We start from the raw sequence: 21765 nt of genomic DNA, 5'->3' as shown, positions 1-21765 counted from the left end.
CACAGCGGAAGTAGGTGCAGCGAAGCAAACCGTAGCCGCTGCGCCCGGATCGATCCCGCAGCGAAGGAACCCGAGCCTGCGAGGGCCGAACGCAGGAGCAAGCCTTTTGGTTCCTTTTTGGCGTCTGAAAAAGGGACTCGCCGTAAGGGCGAAACCGCCAGCCGCAGCACCCGAAGCAACGGATATACCCCCCATCTAAGCGTCCAAACAAACAATCAATCCACGGAGCGCGAAGAACTCCGATACATAAACACCAGCGCCAACGCCAGGCACCCCATCGCCAAAACCCGGCTCGACGAAAGCTCAATCGCAGGATTGCCCAACCAGCCGAAATTATCGATCAACATCCCCATCCCCAACTGCCCGACAATCACCGCCACCGTCGCCACCGCCGTGCCCACCACTGGCACCGCACCGACCATCACCATCATGTACACCACGCCGAACAGAGCCCCGGTCAACTGCCACTTCGGCACCTCGAGCAAGCTCACCTCCTGCGCCGGCTCAAAGAAAAAAATCAACAACCCCGTCACCACAGCGCCCACCGCAAAGGTCAGCAGACTGCTGCGCAACACGCCAACCGACTCACCCAAGCGCCCGTTGATCGCCGCTTGCACGCTCAACACCGCGCCGGCCAACACCACCACTGCCAACAAAATCACCAGCCCCATCACTCACCCCCGCGCAATCAGAATCAATGCCACCACAATCAGCCCCAAGGCCAGCCAACGCTCGCCATTGACCTTCTTGCGCGTAGTGCCGAACCAGCCGAAATGGTCGATCAGCACGCTCTTGCCCACTTGCCCCGAGAGGATCGCGATCATGGTCATGGCGATGCCGATATGCGGCGTTGCCAGGGTCAGCACCACCACGTACATCGGCCCGAGAAATCCGCCGATCAACTGCCAGCGCGGCAGATCGGTCAGCGCCGGGCCTTTCTGCGGGCCGGCGAACAGCAGCAGCAAAAACAGGATCGCCGCCCCGACGCCGAAGATGCTCAGCGTCGCCCACAGGTGCCCGACCTGCTCGCCCAGCGGCCCGAGCAGTCCGGCCTCTACCGACAGGCCCATGCCGGCCAGAATCACCAGCGGCAGCAACAACAAGCGCCACCTCGACTTTTTCACAGGCGTGGCAACAGCCACTTCATCCAGCGTCTGCATAAAAACTTTCCACTTCAAGAAACGATGGCGCGGATTATCGGCTGGCACAGCTGTGCGATAAATGGGAGGATCCGGACAACACTTTTGCGCAATCCGCACAGCAGGGCACTTCATGCACGGGCTCAATGAACTGGGATTCAAGGCACTGCGGCTGTTTGTAGCGGTGCTCGACCACGGCAGTTTTTCCGAGGTTGCGCGCCGCGAAGGCGTCGCGCCCTCTTCGATTTCGCGGCAAATCCAATTGATGGAGCAAGCGCTGAATCAGCAATTGCTTTACCGCCATACCCGCGCCGTTTCGCCGACCGAGGCCGGTCGTATGCTCGGCCATCATGCGCGGCTGGTGCTGGTGCAGCTGGAAGAAGCCGAGCAAGCGTTACAGGAGCAGCAAAGCAAACCGACGGGGCTGGTGCGCATCAACGCCCCGGTGGTGTTCGGTCAGCGCCATCTGAGCCCGTGGCTGGGCCAGTTGTGCGCGCGGTATCCGCAGTTGCAACTGGATATTCAGCAGACCGATCACTACGTCGACCCGTTGCAGGAAGGCGCCGACCTGCTGTTTCGCATCGGCCATTTGCATGATTCGAGCATGCAGGCGCGGATTCTGGCGCCGCACCGCTTTCAGGTCGCCGCAAGCCCCGCGTACCTCGCGCGCCACGGCACGCCGCAACAGCCTGAGGATCTGGCTCAACACCAATGCCTGGCCTACAAGGGCGCGGCCGGTCAGCAGCGCTGGTTTTTCCGCCGCGATGGCGAGGACTGGGCGCCGCACTCGGTCAAAGGCCCGATCACCAGCAACCACGCCGACACCCTCACCCAGGCTGCCGAACAGGGTCTGGGGCTGGTGATGTTTCCGTCATGGCTGATTGGCGAGGCGGTGCGCGCCGGCACGCTGGTGCCGGTGTTGCGCGGGTATCAGGTATCGAACAGTCTGGAGCCGCAGCAGATTGCGGTGCTGTGGCCGGGCAGTCGAAGATTGTCGGTGAAGGTGCGGACGGTGATTGATTTTTTTGTTGAGTGTTTTGGTGAGGTTCCGTATTGGGACAGGCCTTGAAGATCAAGAGCCCCTCACCCTAGCCCTCTCCCGGAGGGAGAGGGGACTGACCGAGGTGTCTTGCGTCAGACATCGACCTGAACGATCGAGTCGATTATGGATTCAGCAAAGCAATTTCAGGTCGGTGCATTTCCCAGGCATCCCCCATTTGGTTCCCTCTCCCTCTGGGAGAGGGCTAGGGTGAGGGGCTGCTTTTCAAGCGTCAGATCCGGAACTGCCCAACCAGCTTGCCCAACCGCTGCCCCAACTCCGCCAGACTGCGCGAGGTCTGCGCACCGAGTTGCGTTTCATCGGCAACGCTGTCCACCGCCACCGCGATCTGGTGCACGCTGCGGTTGATCTCTTCTGCCACCGCCGTCTGTTCTTCGGCGGCGCTGGCGATCTGCGCGTTCATCGAGTTGATTGTCGCGATCAGCTCAGCCATGGCATCCAGCGACGCCCCGGCCTGATTGGCCTGTTGCGAGGTGCCATCACCCGCCTCGCTGGAACGGCGCATGGCTTCCACCGCCTGCTGCGTGCCGGCCTGCAGACGATCGATCATGCCTTGAATTTCCTGGGTGCTGATCTGCGTGCGGCTGGCCAGCGCACGGACCTCGTCGGCGACCACAGCAAAACCGCGACCGGCCTCCCCCGCCCGCGCCGCTTCAATCGCCGCGTTGAGGGCCAACAGGTTGGTCTGCTCGGCGATCGAGCGAATCACCCCGAGCACACCGACAATCGACGTCACGTCCTGCTGCAGGCTGTCCAGCGATACGCCGCTGCTGCGAATGTCATCGACCAGAGCATGGATCTGTTTGATGCTGCCGGCCACCACGCGTTTGGCGCTCTGGCCTTCTGCGTCGGTCTGCTGCGCGGCGACGGCGGCGTTCTGCGCGCTCTTGGCGACTTCCTGCGCGGCGGCGGACATTTCGTTGATGGCGGTGGCGACCTGATCGGTCTCGTGACGCTGACGCTCCATCGCCTGATCCGAGCGCTGCGCCTGATCCGACACCTGAGTCACCAGCCCGGTCAGTTGCGTGGTCATCTCGGTGATCTGCCGCACCAAACCGTGGATCTTGTCGACGAAGCGGTTGAACGAGCCGGCCAGTTCGCCAAGTTCATCCTGGCTGGTGATGTTCAGGCGCCGGGTCAGATCGCCCTCGCCTGCCGCGATGTCATCGAGATTGGCTTTCATCAGGGTCAGCGGCCGCAGAATCGTGTTGGCCAGCAGCATCCCCGCCGCGGCAATCACCAGCAGCACCACCACCGCCACACCGACAATGCTCAGCACCACGCCTTGCACGCGTTCCTGCACCTGGGTTTCGACCAGCGCCACTTGCGCTTCGATGCCGTCGAGGTTGACCGAGGTACCGACGGCCATGTCCCACTTGGCCAGGTATTCGGTATAACCGAGTTTCGGCACCAGCACCTTGGCATTGCCCGGCAGCGGCGAGCTGTATTGCAGGTAGTGAGTACCGTCCTTCGCCACTTTCACCAGACCGAGGTTGACGTAGACGCCATTCGGGTCGCGGTTGTCCTTGAAGCTTTTGCCCACACCGTCAGGGTCGTTGGCCTTGAACAGGCGCACGATCTCCGAGTCGTAGGCGAAGAAGTAGCCGTCCTTGCCGTAGCGGATGCCCGACAGCAGCTTGATCGCCTGCGCCCGCGCCTCGGTGTCGCCGGGAGCAGCCGCGTCGTACAGCGGCTTGATCGTGGTCATCGCCACGGCGACGTAACTTTGCAGGGTGGCTTTGGCGTCGCCGAGCAGGCGCTCGCGGGTCTGTTCGACTTCCTTGCGCGCCTGTTCCTGGAGGATGAACAGTGTGGTCAGACTGATGACCAGGGCAAAGAGCAATACCGGAAGAACGGCGAGGGACAGGACTTTAGCCTTGAGGCTCAGGCGCATTGTGGGGGCTCACTCTTTTGATTTTGTTGGCGTGGTTAAAGGCTTTAACGGCACGCCAGCTCAAAAGTTGAGTCCTGGATTCACCCCCGCTCCCTGTAGGAGTGAGCCTGCTCGCGATAGCGGTGTATCAGTCAGCGGATCAGGCGACGGGTACACCGCTATCGCGAGCAGGCTTACTCCTACAAGGGATCGGTGACAGGCTTAGAGCACCATCGCGGCCACCCAGCCGAATGCCAGCAGCGGCAGGTTGTAGTGCAGGAAGGTCGGCACCACGGTGTCCCAGATGTGGTGATGCTGGCCGTCGATGTTCAGGCCGGAGGTCGGGCCGAGGGTCGAGTCCGAGGCCGGTGAACCGGCGTCGCCCAGCGCACCGGCAGTGCCGACGATGCAGACGATGGCCATCGGACTGAAGCCCAGTTGCACGCACAGCGGCACGAAAATCGCCGCCAGAATCGGCACGGTGGAGAACGACGAACCGATGCCCATGGTTACCAGCAAGCCCACCAGCAGCATCAACAGCGCGCCGATGCCTTTGCTGTGGTTGATCCACGCCGCGGACGATTCAACCAGCGTCTGCACCTGCCCGGTGGCCTTCATCACTTCGGCGAAGCCGGAGGCGGCGATCATGATGAAACCGATCATCGCCATCATCTTCATGCCTTCAGTGAACAGGTCATCGGTTTCGCGCCACTTGACGATGCCGGACACCGAAAAGATCAAAAAGCCCACCAGCGCACCGATAATCATCGAATCCAGCAGCAGTTGGACGACGAACGCCGAGGCGATGGCCACACCGGCGATCAACAGGCTCAGCGGGTTGTAATGCACTGCGGTCTGCTCGACCTGCTCGATTTTTTCCAGGTCATAGACGCGCTTCTTGCGATAACTGACGAACGCCATCGCCAAGCCGAAAACCATGCCCAGCGCCGGAATGCCCATGGCGTGGGTGATGTTGATGCCGCTGATGTCGACGCCGCTGCGCGCAACGTTGGCCAGCAGGATTTCATTGAGGAAGATGTTGCCGAAACCCACTGGCAGGAACATGTACGGAGTGATCAGGCCGAAGGTCATGACACAGGCGATCAGGCGGCGGTCGAGTTGCAGCTTGGTCAGCACATAAAGCAGTGGCGGCACCAGCAGCGGAATGAATGCAATGTGGATCGGCAGGATATTCTGCGAAGCAATCGCCACCACCCACAACAGGCCGATCAGCAACCATTTGACATTGCCGCCGCCGCTCGAATGTTGCCGGTCAACCATCGCCAGCGCCTTGTCGGCCAGTGCGTGGGCCAAGCCAGACTTGGCGATTGCCACGGCGAAAGCGCCGAGCAACGCGTAGGACAACGCCACCGTCGCACCGCCGCCCAGACCGCTGTTGAACGCCTTGAGCGTGGCGTCCATGCCCAGGCCACCGGTCAGGCCGCCAACCAGCGCCCCGACGATCAGCGCGATCACCACATGCACGCGGGACAGGCTGAGAATCAGCATGACGCCGACTGCCGCTATGACTGCATTCATTTCACTACCTCGAAAAACACTGCGGTGGGCAAACCGACCGCCAGACAGGATGAGTCCGCCAGAACTGCTCGGCGGAGGCAAAAGGGTCTTGTTAGAAGGGCGCGCACTGTGCCCCAAGCAGCCACAAGCTGCAAGTTTCGAGCGGCAAGCTGAGCTGCTTTTGATCCTTGAGTCCGATGCTCGCTTTTAGCTTGCCGCTTGCAGCTTGCCGCTCAAGAAAGCTGCTTTTCAGCCGTTAGAGTGCAAAGTCTCAGATATTTATCGAATAAGGATGTTTTCCATGTCGCTCAGACACCTTTCCATCCAATGGAAAATCACCCTGCTCGCCGGCCTTTGTCTGGCCGGTATCGTGACCCTGCTCGTCGGTCTTTCGCTGTATCGCATGGAGCACAGTTCCGCGCTGGTCAAGGCGTCGAGCATGGAGATGCTCACCGAGTCGGCGCAGGCGCGCATCGAGTCGCAGGGTGAGGTGCAGGCGGCGGGGATTCGTCAGCAGTTCATGGATGCCTATCAATACGGTCACGGCTTCTCGCGGCAGGTGCTGTTTCTGCGCGAACAGGCCGAGAAGCGTTTTCTCGATGCCTTCGATCTGCGCGAAGACATGACCCGTCAGGTCAAATCCGCATTGCAGGCCAACCCGGATCTGCTCGGCCTGTCGCTGGTATTCGAAGCCAATGCGCTGGACGGCAAGGACGAACTGTTCGCCGGACAAGAGGAGCTGGGCAGCAATGACAAGGGCCGGTTCGCCCTGTACTGGTCGCAGCCGACCCCGGGCAAGGTCCACTCGATGGCCCTGCCGGAAAGTGACATGAGCGACACCCGCACCGGCCCCAGCGGTCAGGCGGCCAACGCTTGGCTCACCTGCCCGCGCAGCACGCTCAAGCCGTGTGTGATCGAACCGTACTTTTACGTGATCGACGGGCAGAAAGTGCTGATGACCAGCATCGTCTTCCCGCTGCTGCTCAACGGCAAGGTCATCGCCTCGCTGTCGGTCGACATCAACCTCAACAGCCTGCAAGCGATCAGCCAGACCGCGAGCAAAAAGCTCTACGACGGTCAGACTGCCGTGAGCATCATCAGCCCCGCCGGCCTGCTCGCCGGTTACAGCGCCGATGCCGGCAAACTCAGCCAGCGTCTGGACGCCGTCGACATCACCAGCGGTGCTGAGCTGCTACGGCGCCTGGCCGCCAGCACCGGCGTGAGCAGTCTGCACAATAATGGTCAGTTGAAAGTGCTATCGCCGTTCCAGCCGATTCCGGGCGGGCCGGCGTGGGGCGTGCTGCTCGATGTGCCGGAAAAAGTTCTGGTGAGCCGCGCCGAAGCACTCGAGCAACAGCTGGACGCGAGCAATACCTCGGGCACGTTGATGGAGTTGGGCCTCGGCGGCCTCGCCGCCCTGCTCGGCCTGCTGCTGGTGTGGCTGATGGCGCGCAGTGTGACCCGACCGATCCTTGGTGTCGCGCACATGCTTGAAGACATCGCCAGCGGCGAAGGCGACCTGACCCGCCGCCTGGCCTATGACAAGCAGGACGAGCTCGGGCAACTGGCCGGCTGGTTCAACCGCTTTCTCGACAAATTGCAGCCGATCATCGCCGAAGTGAAACGCTCGGTGCAGGACGCACGCAGCACGGCTGACCAATCCTCGGCCATCGCCACCCAGACCAGCGCCGGCATGGAGCAGCAATACCGCCAGGTCGATCAGGTTGCGACCGCCTCCCACGAAATGAGCGCCACCGCGCAGGACGTCGCCCGCAGCGCGGCCCAGGCGGCCGAAGCCGCCAAGGACGCCGACCGCGCCACTCGCCAGGGCCTGACCGTGATCGACCGCACTACCGCGAGCATCGACACCCTCGCCGCCGACATGAGCGCGGCGATGGTGCAGGTTGAAGGTCTGGCGGCCAACAGCGAGAAAATCGGCGCGGTGCTGGAAACCATTCGCGCGATTGCCGAGCAGACCAATCTGCTGGCACTGAATGCCGCGATCGAAGCGGCGCGGGCCGGTGAAGCCGGACGCGGTTTTGCCGTGGTCGCCGATGAAGTGCGCAACCTTGCCCGACGTACCCAGGAATCGGTGGAGGAAACCCGTCAGGTCATCGAGCAATTGCAGAACGGCACGCAGGAGGTGGTCGGTTCGATGGGCAACAGCCATCGCCAGGCCCAGGGCAGTGTCGAGCAGGTCGGCCAGGCAGTGACCGCACTGCGCCAGATCGGCGACGCGGTGACGGTGATCAGCGACATGAACCTGCAGATCGCCAGCGCCGCTGAACAGCAGAGCGCAGTGGCCGAAGAGATCAACAACAATGTGGCGACGATTCGCGACGTGACGGAATCGCTGTCGGGGCAGGCCAATGAATCGGCGCGGGTCAGCCAGTCGCTCAACAGCCTGGCGAATCAGCAGCAGCGGTTGATGGATCAGTTTCGCGTTTGATGCACGAGTGCGGGGTGTCAGTTGCAATCCCCCCTCACCCCAGCCCTCTCCCCCCAAGGGGGGCGAGGGGGAAAGGGAGCCGATCTTCATGCCATTCAAGTCCTGAGTCCGACTCGGTATTTCAAGTGAGTGCATATCTCAAGACCAACACAATCAGTCCCCTCTCCCTCTGGGAGAGGGTTAGGCGGGCGGCGTTCCGATGAGGGGCTTTTCAAGGGCTCACCGCCGAGGCAGTTCAATCACCACCTTCAACCCACCCCACTCGCTCTCGCCCAACACCAGCAACCCGCCCCACGTTTCCACGATATCGCGCACGATCCCCAACCCCAGCCCATGGCCGTCGGTCTGTTCATCCAGCCGTGTGCCACGACTGAACACCTCGGCGCGCTGTTGTTCGGGAATCCCGGGGCCGTCATCCTCGACGCTCAAGGAAAAGCCATCGGTGCGTTCGATCACGCTCAAGCGCACTTCGGCGTCCGCCCACTTGCAGGCGTTGTCGAGCAGGTTGCCCAGCAGCTCAAGTAAATCCTCACGGTCCCACGGCAGTTGCAGCCCAGCCGGAGCGACGTAGCTGAGCGCCAGATGCTCGCCGTGGATCATGTTCAGCGTCGCCAGCAAGCCCGGCAGTTCCGCGTCGCAATCGAACAGCGCGCCGGGCAGTGCATCGCCGGACAAGCGCGCGCGATTCAATTCGCGATTGAGGCGCTGCTGCACTTGCTCCAGTTGCTCGATGAGGACCTTGCGCAGTTCCGGGTGCGCATCGAGTTTTTCGCTCGACGCCACGCTCAACAACACCGCCAGCGGCGTTTTCAACGCATGGCCGAGATTGCCCAGGGCGTTGCGCGAGCGCTTGAGGCTGTCTTCGGTGTGGGCGAGCAAATGGTTGATCTGCGCTACCAGCGGCTCTAGCTCCACTGGCACTTGATCGTCGAGCTGCGAACGCTGGCCTTGCTGCAACTGCGCGATCTGTTCGCGCGCCCGCTCCAGCGGCTTCAAGGCGCGGCGCACGGTCAGGCGCTGCAACAGCAGAATCACCAGCAACGCCGTCAGGCCTGCTGCCAGACCGATCTGGCGCATGCGCTGGAAGCTTTCGCGCACCGGCGTGTAATCCTGCGCGACGCTGATTGAAATCGACTGGCCGAGGCGCCGATAGTCCGAACGCAGTATCAGCAACTGTTGGCCGTCCGGGCCCAACTGGAGATTGCTGTGCAGGCCGGGATGATCGAGCAGCGGCAGGTCCTGGTCCCACAATGAGCGCGAACGCCAGTGGCTGTCGGCAAAGTCGATGCGGAAGTAATGCCCGGAAAACGGCCGCTGATAGGCTGGCGACAGATGCCGCTCGTCCAGCTGCAAGCCTTGCGGGCCACGGACCAACGCCACCAGCAGGCTCTCGCTGTCGTTGCGCAGACCCGCCTCCAGATAACGCTGCAAACCTGCTTCGAACAACCACAGGCTGGTCTGCGCCAGCACCACGCCGACGATCACCATCACACTGATCAGACCCAGGCTCAAGCGGCGCTGGATCGATCTCACGAGGCTTGCCCGCCGAACAGGTAACCCTGGCCGCGACGGGTTTCGATCACGCTTTTGCCGAGCTTGCGCCGCAGGTGATTGACGTGCACTTCAAGGACATTGGAATCGCGCTCGGTTTCACCGTCGTAGAGGTGTTCGGCGAGGTGGCTCTTGGAGAGGATCTGCTCGGGATGCAGCATGAAATAGCGCAGCAGACGAAACTCGGCGGCGGTCAGTTGAATGTCCGTGCCGTCACGCACCACGCACTGACGCCCCTCGTCCAGGTGCAGGCCGGCGGCCTTCAAGGTCGGTTGATTGGCCTGGCCCTTGGAGCGGCGCAGCAGCGACTGAATGCGCAATTGCAGCTCTTCGGGGTGGAAAGGTTTGGTCAGGTAATCGTCGGCGCCGGCCTTCAGGCCTTCGATGCGTTCGGCCCAGGAATCGCGTGCCGTCAGAATCAACACCGGAATCGACAGCCCACCGGCGCGCCACTGCGCCAGCACTTCAAGCCCCGGCACGCCGGGCAGGCCGAGGTCGAGAATGATCAAATCGTAGGGTTCGCTGCTGCCCTGATACACCGCATCGCGACCGTCCGCCAGCCAATCGACCGCGTAACCTTGCCGCTGCAGGCTGGCGAGCAACTCGTCGGCCAGCGGTACGTGGTCTTCCACCAAGAGCAAACGCATCGATCAATCTTCCTTGTCTTTTACCAGTTCACCGGTATCAGCCTTCAGGTGCAGCTCACGGGCGACACCCTCGACGGTGAGCAATTCGACTTCATAAATATAAATGTCGTGCTTTTCTTCCAGCTCGACTTCCAGCAGCTTCGCCTCGGGGTAACGGTCCATCGCCTGCTGCAACACTTGCTCCAGCGGCAGGATCACGCCCTTCTCGCGCAGGCTCAGGGCTTCGTCCTGATCAAGGTCGCGGGCCATCGCCGTGGAGCAAAACAACAGCAGCACCAAGGCCGTACGGCGGGTGGTGCGAACATTAAGCTTCATTACGTATCCTGATGATCCTTGAGCACTTCGCCATCGACCGCGTTCAATTCCAGATCCCATTTCTTGCCCTGCGGATCGCGCAGTTCGATCTGGTAAATGTACTTGCCGTATTTTTCTTCCAGCTCGGTTTCGGTAATTTCCGAGCCCGGGTGCTTGGCCAGCGCGGCGGCGTTGAGCTTCTCGAAGGAGACGATAGTACCAGCGTCGCGCAAACGAAGCGCTTCGTCAGGCCCCAGATCGCGCGCAAAAGCAGTACCGGCGGTGAGGCAGATGATCGAGGCGGTGATCAGGGCAGTCAGGGTGTTCACGGTTGTCTCCGAATTTTTATAGGTTGCTTAAGGTAGGCACCTTAACGGCAGCAACTTAACTGAAACTGAATGGCCATCATTGTGCCCTGTTCATTCCGATCGTTCCCACGCTCCGCGTGGGAATGCCTCAAGGGACGCTCCGCGTTCCAATGGGACGCAGAGCGTCCCCGGCTGCATTACCACGCAGAGCGTTGGAACGATCAGTACGCCGTCGTCGCGGGCGCTCCCACAGGGTTCGGCGGTGTGCTTATAATTCGCAGCTTGCTAACGATCGAGGCCGGTATGACCGCCATCCACATCAAATTCCCCGCCCTCACCCTCAAGGCCGGCCCGCGGGCCATGGCGCGCATTCGTGCCCAGGGCCTGAACGCTGCCGACGTCGGCACCCTGCCTGGCGCGGCCGGCGGGCCGAAGGCGCTGGGGATTCAGGGGCTCGATCTGGCGTTGTTCGGTGAATGGCTGCCGGGGGCGCCGCGCGAGCGTTCGCTGATCGGCGCTTCAGTCGGCTCCTGGCGCTTCGCCAGTGCCTGCCTGCCGGACGCCGCCGAAGGCCTCCGCCGCCTCGGGCATTTGTACGCCGAGCAGAATTTCAACAAAGGCGTGACCATGGCCGAGATCAGTCAGAGCTCGCAACGCATGCTCAACGACCTGCTCGACGGCCGCGACGCCAGCATCCTCGACAACGCACATTACCGCTTGAACATCATGGTGGTGAAAAGTCAGGGGCGGCTGGCCGAGGATCATCGCGGGCGGCTCGGTCTGGCGCTGGGTTCGGTGATTGCCGACAACCTGCGCGGTCGTGCGCGGCTGTCGCGGCACTTCGAACGGCTGATCATCCACGATCCACGCCTGGCCCCGCCACTGCATGCGCTGGACGATTTCCCTTCGCGCTTTGTCGCGCTGAACGCCGGCAACCTGCGCCAGGCCCTGCTCGCCTCGGGTTCGATTCCGATGGTCATGCAAGGCGTGCGCGATTTGCCGGGTGCTGGCGCGGGGACGTTCCGCGACGGCGGCCTGCTCGACTATCACCTTGACCTGCCCTACAGCGGCGACGGCATCGTGCTGTATCCGCACTTCACCGACCGGGTGATTCCCGGCTGGTTCGACAAGACCCTGCCGTGGCGCCGCGCCTCGGTGCAGCGTTTGCAAGACGTGCTGTTGCTCGCGCCGTCGAAGGAATATCTGGCCCGCCTGCCCTTCGGCAAACTGCCAGACCGTAACGACTTCAAACGCTTCATGGGCGATGCTCCCGGCCGGCAGAAGTACTGGCACACGGCGATGGACGAAAGCCGCCGCCTCGGTGACGAATTTCTCGAACTGACGGCCAACGGTCGCCTCGCCGAGCACTTGCTGACCCTTTAGTCAGCACAGCCACAGACAAGCTGATAAACTCGCCGCCTGCCCGAATCGCTGCGGCGAACGCCATCTGAACAGAGCCAGAATACTGTGGAAATCTTCAAGGAATTTACTTTCGAATCCGCCCACCGCCTGCCGCACGTCCCGGACGGCCACAAGTGCGGGCGCCTGCACGGTCACTCGTTCAAAGTGGCGCTGCACCTGAGCGGCGACCTCGACCCGCATACCGGCTGGATCCGCGATTTCTCCGAGATCAAGGCGATCTTCAAGCCGCTGTACGAGCGTCTTGATCACAACTACCTGAACGACATTCCCGGTCTGGAAAATCCGACCAGCGAAGTGCTGGCCAAATTCATCTGGAATGAAATGAAGCCGCTGCTGCCGGAACTGAGCGCGATCCGCATTCATGAGACGTGCACCAGCGGATGCATCTATCGCGGCGAGTAATCACCACAGACCGCTTTTTGTAGGAGTGAGCCTGCTCGCGATAGCGGTGTGTCAGCCAAACAAATGCTTGATGACACACCGCTATCGCGAGCAGGCTCACTCCTACTGGGGGCGGTGTTGAGTCAGGAAATAAAGAACAGCCGCAAAGGCTGTTTTTTTATGCTTACGCCGCCCTGCTGCAATTCCTCTGTCAGCATCAAAATCCCCTGACACCGATCGTTCCCATGCTCTGCGTGGGAACGATCGGGGCTCCCACATGGCACACGGGTGCGCTCGGGTGCACCGTTTTTGCGCCTGACTCTGCCGCGTCGTCTATACATATCCCACCCAATCGGTATTTGGCACGACCGCTGCAACCCTCCCGCGTCTTCTCCCTTCCAGCAAGGACTGCCCCATGACGCAGAACGCCCCCGGCAACGATTACCCCCTCAGCGAAGTCCCGATGCATGCGCGCAAAGGTCTGGCCTCCACCGCGATGGTGTTACTGGGCTTCACGTTTTTCACCGCGACCATGTTTGCCGGCGGCAAGCTCGGCGTGGCGTTCACCTTCAGCGAGATGATCGCGGTGATCGTTGTCGGCAACCTGCTGCTCGGCCTGTACGCCGCGGGCCTGGGCTATATCGCCTTCAAGAGCGGGCTCAACTCGGTGCTGATGGGCCGTTTTTGTTTTGGTGAAGTGGGCAGCAAGCTCAGCGACCTGATCCTCGGTTTCACCCAGATCGGCTGGTACGCCTGGGGCACGGCGACGGCGGCGGTGGTGATCGGCAAGTACTTCAATCTCAATGAAGCCACGGTGCTCGGCCTGATGGTGCTGTTCGGGCTGGGCTTCTGCGCCACGGCGTACATCGGTTATCGCGGGCTGGAAATTCTCTCGTACATCGCGGTGCCGGCGATGCTGTTGCTGTTGATGCTGTCGATGTGGGTGGCGACGGTAAAAGTCGGTGGTTTCGAAGGTTTGCTCAGCGTCGTGCCGACGGGTTCGCTGGACTGGTCGACAGCCATCACGCTGGTGTTCGGCACCTTCGTCAGTGGCGCGACGCAAGCGACCAACTGGACGCGTTTCTCGCGCTCGGCGCGGGTGGCGGTGCTGGCCAGCCTGATCGGTTTTTTTGTTGGCAACGGCCTGATGGTATTGATCGGCGCGTATGGCGCGATCGTCTATCAGCAACCAGACGTAGTCGAGGTGTTGCTGTTGCAAGGTTTCGCCATGGCCGCGATGGCCATGCTGTTGCTGAACATCTGGAGCACCCAGGACAACACCATCTACAACTTCGCCGTCGCCGGTTGCAACCTGCTGCGCACCGGCCGGCGCAGAACCGTGACCCTGGGCGGCGCGGTGATCGGCACGGTGCTCGCCTTGCTCGGCATGTACGACATGCTGGTGCCGTATCTGATTTTGCTCGGCACAGTGATTCCGCCGATTGGCGGGGTGATCATGGCGGACTTCTTCTACCGCTGGCGCGGGCATTATCCGCGTCTGGCCGACGCGCGGTTGCCGGCGTTCAACTGGCCGGGGCTCGGGGCTTACGGCGTGGGCACCATTGCTGCGTTCAGTTCGCCGTGGGTCGCGCCGCTGGTAGGGATTGCCGCTGCCGCGCTAACGTATGTCATCGTCACCGGTCTGCTCGGCGCCCGTCGCGTCAGCGCACCACTACAAGATCTATAAAAGGATTCGCCTGATGCACATCATCAACGCCCGCCTGCGCAACCAGGAAGGCCTGCACGAATTGCACCTGGAAAACGGTCTGATCCACAGCATCGCCCGGCAGACCGAAGCGCCGACGCTCGGCCCGGACGACCTCGACGCCGGCGGCAATCTGGTGGTGCCGCCCTTCGTCGAGCCGCACATTCACCTCGATGCCACCCTGACCGCCGGCGAGCCGCGCTGGAACATGAGCGGCACACTGTTCGAAGGCATCGAGTGCTGGGGCGAACGCAAGGTCACCATTACCGAGGAAGACACCAAGGCCCGCGCCAAAAAGACCATTCAGGCGCTCGCCGCCCACGGCATTCAGCACGTGCGCACCCACGTCGACGTCACCGACCCGCAACTCACCGCACTCAAGGCCATGCTCGAAGTGCGCGAGGAAAGCCGTCATCTGATCGACCTGCAAATCGTCGCGTTCCCGCAGGAAGGCATCGAATCGTTCCGCAACGGCCGCGAGCTCATGGAAGAAGCGATCCGCATGGGCGCGGACGTGGTCGGCGGGATTCCGCATTTCGAGTACACCCGCGATCAGGGCGTCAGTTCGGTGAAGTTTCTGATGGACCTCGCCGAGCGCACCGGTTGCCTGGTCGACGTGCATTGCGACGAGACCGACGACCCGCACTCACGCTTCCTTGAAGTGCTCGCCGAAGAAGCGCGCAGCCGCGACATGGGCGCCCGCGTCACCGCCAGCCACACCACGGCGATGGGCTCTTACGACAACGCCTACTGCGCCAAACTGTTTCGTCTGCTGGGGCATTCCGGGATCAGTTTTGTCTCCTGCCCGACCGAGAGCATTCACCTGCAAGGCCGTTTCGACAACTTCCCGAAACGCCGCGGCGTGACCCGCGTGAACGAACTGCTCGAAGCCGGGATGAACGTGTGTTTCGGCCAGGATTCGATCGTCGACCCGTGGTATCCGCTGGGCAACGGCAACATTCTGCGCGTACTCGAAGCCGGCCTGCACATCTGCCACATGCTCGGCTATCGCAACCTGCAAAGCGCGCTGGATCTGGTCACCGATAACAGCGCCAAAGCCATGCACCTGGGCGAGCGTTACGGACTGGAACAGGGGCGCCCGGCGAACCTGCTGATCCTGTCGGCAGACAGCGATTACGAAGTAATTCGCAGCCAGGGCTTGCCGCTGTATTCGATTCGCGATGGCAAGGTGTTGATGAAGCGGCAGATGCCGGTGGTGGAGTTCAGCGGTGGTCTGAGCTGAAATGGTGGGCGAGCTAGATACCCTGTAGGCCTTCGCCTGCTCGCGATAGCGGTGTGTCAGCCACATCTCTATCAACTGGAACACCGCTATCGCGAGCAGGCGAAGGCCTACAGGGATTTGTGGTGTACCGGGCTTTTGCGTCGACACAAAACCTGTGGGAGCCTGGCTTGCCAGCGATGGCGGCCTCGAATTCAGCCGATCAACCGCGCCGCCCCGAACAGTTTGACCCGCACCAACTGCCCGTCTTCTACCTCAAGTAAAATCGGCGCCGTGCCGCCGGGCATTACCACTTGCACTTGCCCCGCCGCGACCCAACCCACCCGCCACGCCGCCGATGCCACCGCACTGGCGCTGGTGCCGGATGAGGCGGTCGGTCCTTCGCCCCGCTCGAACACCCGGGCGCGGATTTTCTGTGCTGACTCCAGCGCTGCCCATTGCAGATTCACGCCCGCCGGGCAGGGATCTCCGGCGCCGGTTGGCATGGCATAGGCGATGCGGGCCAGGCCTTCGTTCAATGCAGACTCACTCATTTGCTCATTGCTCGGTAATGCGCCGACATCGCCAAGCAACGTCACGCAATGCGGATTGCCGATGCGCACGAACTGGCTGTGCGTCCAGGCTGGATCGAGCTCTGCCAGCGACGGTATGCGGCTGACCACTCGCCCATTGAATGGCACCTCTTCGACCTGCTGCGCACCGACGGCATCCGCGCCGAAACCGGGCTGACCCAGATCGAGCCAGAAGCCCTGAACATCGTCCACCGTGGCCGGTTTCACCGAGGTTTCCACGGCGTCGCCCTTGTCGTGATGCACGCACAACAGCGCGCCTGCTTCCGGCATCAAGCCTTGCCCGGCGAGCGACTGGGAGAAGATCGTCAGCCCGTTGCCACTGCGCTCGGCGAGGGTGCCGTCGGTGTTGACGATCAGCACATCGAACGGCGGGGCGGCCTGGAACGGGCCAATCAGCAAGCCGTCGCTGCGATGGGCCTTGCTGTTCGCCGGGCGCTGGCCAGCGGGCCAGGCGCAGCAAACGCTGATCGCCGTGTCGCTCCATGACTGACGCGAGGCGGCGCATTCGAGGGCGCTGGCGGGCAAGGCGATTCCTGCCTCGTGCAGTGCCGCCGGGGATATCACGCCGTAGATGTTGCCTCGTGCGTCGTAGAACTCAGTCATACCCGCCTCTCTGCGCTACCGAAAATCCCACTGTAAACCGCAATCCCCTGTAGGAGTGAGCGTGCTCGCGATAGCGGTGGGTCAGTCGAGATATTTTTACCTGACACACCGCTATCGCGAGCAGGCGAAGGCCTACAGGTTACGATGTCGGCTGCACGCCCCCGCATAGCGATCGAACCTCGTCGCTGAATCACTGTCCTTCGGGGACGCGATGTTTTTACCAAGGATCGATATGACCAGCCTCAACCCCCAAGACACCTTCGTCCCCGGACGCCTGCAACAGATGTCCACGCGCGTGGCTTTTTTCATCGCCGGGCTCGGCATCGCGGCGTGGGCACCGCTGGTGCCTTATGCCAAAGCCCGCGCCGGTCTCGATGAGGGCACGCTGGGCTTGTTGCTGTTGTGCCTGGGCGTTGGCTCGATTCTGGCGATGCCACTGGCGGGTATTCTGGCGACGCGCTTCGGCTGCCGGCGCGTGGCCACCGGCGGCACGTTGTTGATCTGCGCGGCATTACCGTTGCTGGCGACGGTGTCGTCGATACCGGCGCTGATCGCCACCCTTTTCATGTTCGGTGCGGGGTTGGGCACGGTGGATTCGACGGTGAACCTGCAAGCGGTGATCGTCGAACGCGCCAGCGGCAAGAACATGATGTCGGGTTTTCATGGCTTGTTCAGTCTGGGCGGGATTGTCGGCGCGGCCGGCGTCAGCGCCCTGCTCGGCCTCGGCCTGTCGCCACTGGCGGCGATGCTGGTGGTGGTCGCGCTGTTGATCGCGGCGCTGTACAAATGCGTGCCGCACATGCTGCCCTACGGCAGTGAAAGTTCGGGTCCGGCATTCGCCATTCCCCATGGCATTGTGCTGTTTATCGGTGGCATGTGCTTCATTGTCTTTCTCACCGAAGGCGCAGCGCTGGACTGGAGCGCGGTGTTCCTGGCACAGGAACGCGGGATCGACACCGCGTACGCCGGATTGGGTTACGCGGCATTCGCCCTGACCATGACCGCGGGCCGCTTGCTGGGTGATCGCATCGTCCGCCGCTTGGGCGCCACGCGGATCATTCTGTTCGGCGGGCTGACGGCCGCGGCCGGTCTGTTTCTGGCGACCTTCGCGCCGAGCTGGCAAGCCGCACTGGTGGGTTATGCGCTGGTCGGTGCCGGCTGCTCGAACATCGTGCCGGTGCTGTACACCGCGGTGGGCAAGCAGACGGTGATGCCGGAAAGCATCGCGGTACCGGCGATTACCACGCTGGGCTATGCCGGAATTCTCGCCGGGCCGGCGGTGATCGGTTTCGTCGCCCACGCCAGCAGTTTGAGTTTTGCCTTTGGCCTGATGGCGGTGCTGCTGGTGGCGGTGGCGATTGGTGGGAAAGTACTGAAGGTCTGAAAAGCTTCGCGAGCAGGCTCGCTCCCACAGAATCTCGGTGAACCTGTGGGAGCGAGCCTCGCGAAGAAGCCGACGCGGTCGGTCAGAACCCCACGCTGGCCTGCACAAAGAACGTCCTCGGTGCGCCAACATACATTCCCGAATTGTTGTCGCTGGAGCGGGTGAAGTATTGCTTGTCGAAAATGTTCTTCACCCCGGCGCCGAGCTTGAGGTTCGACAGTTGCGCGCCGAAGTCATAACCGCCGCGCACGTTCCAGGTGACGTAGCCGGGAATGTCGCCGTACTGCCCGTCGGCGGTGCCCTCGGTGATGTAGTTGCCGTTGAAACTGCCGTCAGCGTTGACCCCGGTGCCCGGCGAGCGTTGTTGCGATTGGGCGAAGCCGTCGAGGTTGTACGTCCAGCGATCAATGTCGTAACGCAAACCGACCGTCGCCACTTGGCGTGAGTAGAACGGCAGGTCACGACCCTTGAAGCCGGGAATCTCGCCCTCGTACACCGCACGGGTGTAAGTCACGCCGGCATTGGCGGTCAGGCCGTCGAGGCGCGGATCCAGAGCGGCCATGTCGTAGTGCACCGAGGCTTCGACGCCCTGGTGCTTGGTCGCGCCGAGGTTGGTCCAGCCGACGTCGTTGCTGATGTATTGCAGTTCGTCGTCGAAGTCGATGTAGAACAGCGTCACCTCGCCGCCCCACACGTCATCGTTGTAACGCGTGCCGATCTCATAAGTCTTGGCTTTTTCCGGATTCAAACCGCTGGCGGTCTGGTCACCCGAGCCGCCCTGGCCGAGCTGAAAGTACTGCAAGGCACCGAACGAGGTTTCGTAGTTGGCAAACAGCTTCCACGCATCGGACAGGTGATACATCACGCTCAGTGCCGGCAGCGGTTCGTTGCTGTCGATGCTGCGGCGCTTTTCCTGCACTGGCCGGTTAGAGGTGTCGAGCACCGGGCGATCGTGCCATTCGGTGCTGATGTGTTCGAAACGGATGCCTGGGGTGATCGTCCAGTTGCCGACATCGATCTTGTTGTCGACGTAAAACGCATTGGCCTCGGTGCCACCGGTACGGTCCTGATAGACGTGACCGTCAGAGGTGCGGGTGACCACCGGTTGATTGTTCACCAGCGCCAGACGACTGGCTTCTTCGTGCATGCCCTCTTTGAGGTAGCGATAACCGAGGCTGACTTCCTGGGTCGTCGGGCCAACATCGAACACATGGGAAACCCGCGGCTCGATGCCGAAAGTGTAATAGGTGCGCGGGTACGAGCTGAGGGTTTTCTGGTCGCGCGCGGCAATCGTGCTGCCACGGTAACTGTCGGAATAGTAGGTCAGCACTTCGGCCTGGGTGCGCTCGTCGATCTGCCGAATCCACTTGAACGACACGTCCTTGCGCCGGCCGCTGAAGCTGTCGTAATCACGGTCGGACTGGAACGGCTGATCGTCGTACTGCTTCTGGGTCAGGCCGCCGGGCATGTCGGCGCTGGCGTCGTAATAGTGGAAGTTGAGGCTGAAATCGTCCTGCTCGGTCGGCGCCCAGTGAGTCTTGAGAATCACGTCATCGATGTCGTTGCCGTTGTTGCGCTCGCGGTAGCCGTGGCCGTTGACCCCGGAATACAGCAAGGCCATGCCGAGGCCGTTGTCGGCGGTGCCGCCGAGGAACGCCGTGTCGATGTGTTTCCAACCGCCGTGCTGCGAAGTCTCCAGCGTGGTGCCGATTTCACCGGTGGTTTTCTCCGGGATCGCGCGGGTGACGAAGTTGATCACCCCGCCGACGTTCTGTGGCCCGTAACGCACCGAACCAGCGCCGCGCACCACGTCGATGCTGTCGAGGTTGCCCGAGGAAATCGGCGCCATCGACAGTTGCGGCTGACCGTACGGCGCAAACGCCGCCGGCACGCCATCGATCAGCACGGTGGAGCGCGGCGACAGGCGCGACGTGAGACCACGCACGCCGACGTTGAGGGAAATATCGCTGCCGCCGGTGCCGTTGGCGTCCTGCACCTGTACGCCCGGTACGCGCTTGAGCACATCGCCGACGGTCATTGCGCCCTGCTCGACCATGGCTTCGCGGCGGATCACCGTGCGCGCGCCGGGGTGGTTCTGCACCACGGCGGCGTTGGCGTCGCCGAGCCAGTCGCCGACCACTTTGATATCGGTCACGCCGAGTTCCAGCGGGCCATTGCTCGCCGCGGAAGTGGCGGCCGGCGACAACGTGACCGAGCCTTCGTTGATCTGATAATCCAGACCGCTGCCCTGCAGCAACTGACGCAGCGCCTGCTCCGGCGAAATATCACCGTCGACCGCCGGCGCCTGTTTGCCGGCCACCAGATCCGGGCTGAAAAACACTTGCAGCGAGGTTTGCTGGCCCAGCTCGCTCAAGGCCTGGCCCAGCGGCTGTGCGCGAATATGGATGGCTTCGGCGGCGAACGCCTGCGGCATCGCAGCGCTGACCGCCAGCGCGAGGGCCAGCGGTAACCAAGGGGATTTTTTGTTATTGGCGATGGTGTTTTTCACGTCGTACAGAGTCCTGTGGATCGCAAGAGTGTGCGGCTGTTAATGCAAACCAGTTGCAGTTGAACAGGAAGACGCTGAACTCGAAAAAAACCTGAATTTTATTTTGCGATTATTTCCTGCCGACCATCGGCCAAGCTGCGCACGGCCACCGGCAGTATGTTCGGCAGAGCTTTGAGCAAGGCGTCGGTGTTGTCGGCGTTGAACACACTGGTCAGGCGCAGGCTGGCCACGGCCGGGTCGGAGACCGTCAACGGATACTGCCGATAACGCGATACTTCGGCCGCGACTTCGCTGAGGCTGGCGTTGTCGAACACCAGCTTGCCGTTGCGCCACGCGGTCAGTTGCGCCGGGTTGACTGCGTAGGCTGGCGCGACTTTGCCGTGGGCATCAACGTGCGTGCCGAGGCCCGCCGTCAGGCTGATGAATTGATCACTCGGCGCATCCCGCCCCTGCACCCTGACCGTGCCCTGCTCCACCGCCACACGGGTTTGCGCAGGGTCGCGGCGCACATCGAAACGGGTGCCGGTCACCGTGACCTTGCCGCTCTCGGTTTGCACCACGAACGGCCGCGATGCATCGTGCTCGACGCTGAACATGGCTTCGCCTTCGCGCAGCTCAATCAAGCGGCGATCCTGTTCATAGCGCACCTGCAAGCGGCTGCGGCTGTTCAGATCGATCAGCGAACCGTCCGGCAATGCCACGTGTTTGCGCTCGCCCAACGCCGTGACGAATTCGGCGCTGTAGCCGCCCGGATGATGCAAACCGCTGAACAGACCGAGGCCGAGCGCCACCGCCAGCACACTGGCCGCCACGGCATAACGCAACAAGGGCCGGCGTGCGCGACGGCTTGGCGGCGTTTCAGCCAAAGCCTTGAGGCGTGGCGCCGGGAGCAGATCGGCCGCCGTCCACAAGCCCTGCAGCAACTGAAATTCGTCGCGATGCTGCGCATGCTCGTTCAGCCAGGCGTCGAAGCGCTGCCGCTCCAATGCACTGACATCCGGCTCCTGCAACCGCACGAACCAGCGCGCAGCATCATCGCGCACCGTGCTCGGCCCGCACGCGCAATCACGGGTATCCGTCATGGAAGGTCCTGTTGGGCTGGGGAGGAAA

At 62.4% G+C, this 21765-nt stretch carries 17 protein-coding genes and 3 pseudogenes; 8 read left to right on the top strand and 12 right to left on the bottom strand.

What is annotated here, in order from left to right; translation table 11 throughout:
• Window positions 1–215 precede the first annotated feature (215 nt).
• Both ACYYKW_RS15875 and ACYYKW_RS15870 read right to left on the bottom strand, forming a co-directional pair.
• Window positions 216–671, bottom strand: a complete 456-nt coding sequence (locus ACYYKW_RS15875) for a DMT family transporter (RefSeq protein ID WP_464990526.1) — start codon at window positions 669–671, stop codon at window positions 216–218.
• A gap of 3 nt (window positions 672–674) precedes the next feature.
• Window positions 675–1160 carry a DMT family transporter gene (locus ACYYKW_RS15870; RefSeq protein ID WP_464990525.1) on the bottom strand — a complete coding sequence of 162 codons (486 nt, stop codon included), beginning with the start codon at window positions 1158–1160 and terminating at the stop codon, window positions 675–677.
• Between the two features lie 112 nt (window positions 1161–1272).
• Between ACYYKW_RS15870 and ACYYKW_RS15865 the strand changes: the two genes are divergently transcribed.
• Window positions 1273–2208: a LysR family transcriptional regulator gene (locus ACYYKW_RS15865; protein WP_464990524.1), complete on the top strand. Its 936-nt coding sequence runs from the start codon at window positions 1273–1275 to the stop codon at window positions 2206–2208.
• 202 nt (window positions 2209–2410) lie between these two features.
• On the opposite strand, the pseudogene ACYYKW_RS15860 reads toward ACYYKW_RS15865, so the two are convergent.
• From ACYYKW_RS15860 to ACYYKW_RS15850, 3 genes and pseudogenes are all read right to left on the bottom strand, one after another.
• A pseudogene (locus ACYYKW_RS15860) lies at window positions 2411–3001 on the bottom strand (methyl-accepting chemotaxis protein); the annotation flags it as partial.
• Window positions 3002–3316: 315 nt separating this feature from the next.
• A pseudogene (locus ACYYKW_RS15855) lies at window positions 3317–4093 on the bottom strand (cache domain-containing protein); the annotation flags it as partial.
• A gap of 201 nt (window positions 4094–4294) precedes the next feature.
• Window positions 4295–5611, bottom strand: coding sequence for a Na+/H+ antiporter family protein (locus tag ACYYKW_RS15850; protein WP_464990523.1), 1317 nt, complete (start codon window positions 5609–5611; stop codon window positions 4295–4297).
• 271 nt (window positions 5612–5882) lie between these two features.
• Here ACYYKW_RS15850 and ACYYKW_RS15845 point away from each other — a divergent pair.
• Both ACYYKW_RS15845 and ACYYKW_RS15840 read left to right on the top strand, forming a co-directional pair.
• Window positions 5883–7181: pseudogene (locus tag ACYYKW_RS15845) on the top strand (methyl-accepting chemotaxis protein); the annotation flags it as partial.
• 102 nt (window positions 7182–7283) lie between these two features.
• Window positions 7284–8039 carry a methyl-accepting chemotaxis protein gene (locus ACYYKW_RS15840; RefSeq protein WP_464990528.1) on the top strand — a complete coding sequence of 252 codons (756 nt, stop codon included), beginning with the start codon at window positions 7284–7286 and terminating at the stop codon, window positions 8037–8039.
• A gap of 219 nt (window positions 8040–8258) precedes the next feature.
• Here ACYYKW_RS15840 and ACYYKW_RS15835 read toward each other — a convergent pair whose 3' ends face one another.
• The 4 genes from ACYYKW_RS15835 to ACYYKW_RS15820 are packed head-to-tail and all read right to left on the bottom strand — an operon-like array spanning window position 8259 to window position 10860.
• Complete coding sequence (locus ACYYKW_RS15835; RefSeq protein WP_093100069.1) at window positions 8259–9572, bottom strand: sensor histidine kinase; 1314 nt, start codon at window positions 9570–9572, stop codon at window positions 8259–8261.
• Window positions 9569–10237, bottom strand: a complete 669-nt coding sequence (locus tag ACYYKW_RS15830; RefSeq protein ID WP_093100067.1) for a response regulator transcription factor — start codon at window positions 10235–10237, stop codon at window positions 9569–9571. Before ACYYKW_RS15830 ends, ACYYKW_RS15835 begins: the two co-directional genes overlap by 4 nt.
• Window positions 10238–10240: 3 nt before the next feature.
• Window positions 10241–10552 carry a PepSY domain-containing protein gene (locus ACYYKW_RS15825; RefSeq protein ID WP_336356004.1) on the bottom strand — a complete coding sequence of 104 codons (312 nt, stop codon included), beginning with the start codon at window positions 10550–10552 and terminating at the stop codon, window positions 10241–10243.
• The gene (locus tag ACYYKW_RS15820) at window positions 10552–10860 is read right to left on the bottom strand and encodes a PepSY domain-containing protein (protein WP_093100063.1); all 309 of its coding nucleotides are present in this window, start codon (window positions 10858–10860) and stop codon (window positions 10552–10554) included. The genes ACYYKW_RS15825 and ACYYKW_RS15820 overlap by 1 nt, the downstream gene beginning before the upstream one ends.
• A 282-nt stretch (window positions 10861–11142) precedes the next feature.
• On the opposite strand from ACYYKW_RS15820, the gene ACYYKW_RS15815 reads away from it, so the two are divergent.
• From ACYYKW_RS15815 to codA, 4 genes are all read left to right on the top strand, one after another.
• Window positions 11143–12222, top strand: a complete 1080-nt coding sequence (locus ACYYKW_RS15815) for a patatin-like phospholipase family protein (RefSeq protein ID WP_203418737.1) — start codon at window positions 11143–11145, stop codon at window positions 12220–12222.
• A gap of 84 nt (window positions 12223–12306) precedes the next feature.
• Entirely contained in the window at window positions 12307–12663 is a 357-nt protein-coding gene (gene queD / locus ACYYKW_RS15810; RefSeq protein WP_007915588.1) for a 6-carboxytetrahydropterin synthase QueD, read from the top strand.
• Between the two features lie 394 nt (window positions 12664–13057).
• Window positions 13058–14329, top strand: a complete 1272-nt coding sequence (codB, locus tag ACYYKW_RS15805; protein WP_090284610.1) for a cytosine permease — start codon at window positions 13058–13060, stop codon at window positions 14327–14329.
• Window positions 14330–14342: 13 nt separating this feature from the next.
• Window positions 14343–15590: a cytosine deaminase gene (gene codA / locus ACYYKW_RS15800; protein ID WP_464990522.1), complete on the top strand. Its 1248-nt coding sequence runs from the start codon at window positions 14343–14345 to the stop codon at window positions 15588–15590.
• 191 nt (window positions 15591–15781) lie between these two features.
• Here codA and ACYYKW_RS15795 read toward each other — a convergent pair whose 3' ends face one another.
• The gene (locus ACYYKW_RS15795; protein ID WP_464990521.1) at window positions 15782–16762 is read right to left on the bottom strand and encodes a diaminopimelate epimerase; all 981 of its coding nucleotides are present in this window, start codon (window positions 16760–16762) and stop codon (window positions 15782–15784) included.
• 232 nt (window positions 16763–16994) lie between these two features.
• Here ACYYKW_RS15795 and ACYYKW_RS15790 point away from each other — a divergent pair, with 232 nt between their 5' ends.
• Entirely contained in the window at window positions 16995–18146 is a 1152-nt protein-coding gene (locus tag ACYYKW_RS15790) for an MFS transporter (RefSeq protein WP_464990520.1), read from the top strand.
• Between the two features lie 82 nt (window positions 18147–18228).
• On the opposite strand, the gene ACYYKW_RS15785 is transcribed toward ACYYKW_RS15790, so the two are convergent.
• Both ACYYKW_RS15785 and ACYYKW_RS15780 read right to left on the bottom strand, forming a co-directional pair.
• Window positions 18229–20655, bottom strand: coding sequence for a TonB-dependent siderophore receptor (locus tag ACYYKW_RS15785; protein ID WP_464990519.1), 2427 nt, complete (start codon window positions 20653–20655; stop codon window positions 18229–18231).
• Between the two features lie 98 nt (window positions 20656–20753).
• On the bottom strand, window positions 20754–21737 hold the full coding sequence (locus ACYYKW_RS15780) for a FecR family protein (protein ID WP_464990518.1): 984 nt from the start codon (window positions 21735–21737) through the stop codon (window positions 20754–20756).
• Between the last annotated feature and the right edge of the window lie 28 nt (window positions 21738–21765).

The organism is Pseudomonas sp. 15C (assembly GCF_055484735.1).
Note: the sequence above shows the minus strand (reverse complement) of the source record. Positions and strands in the feature narration are given on the sequence as shown.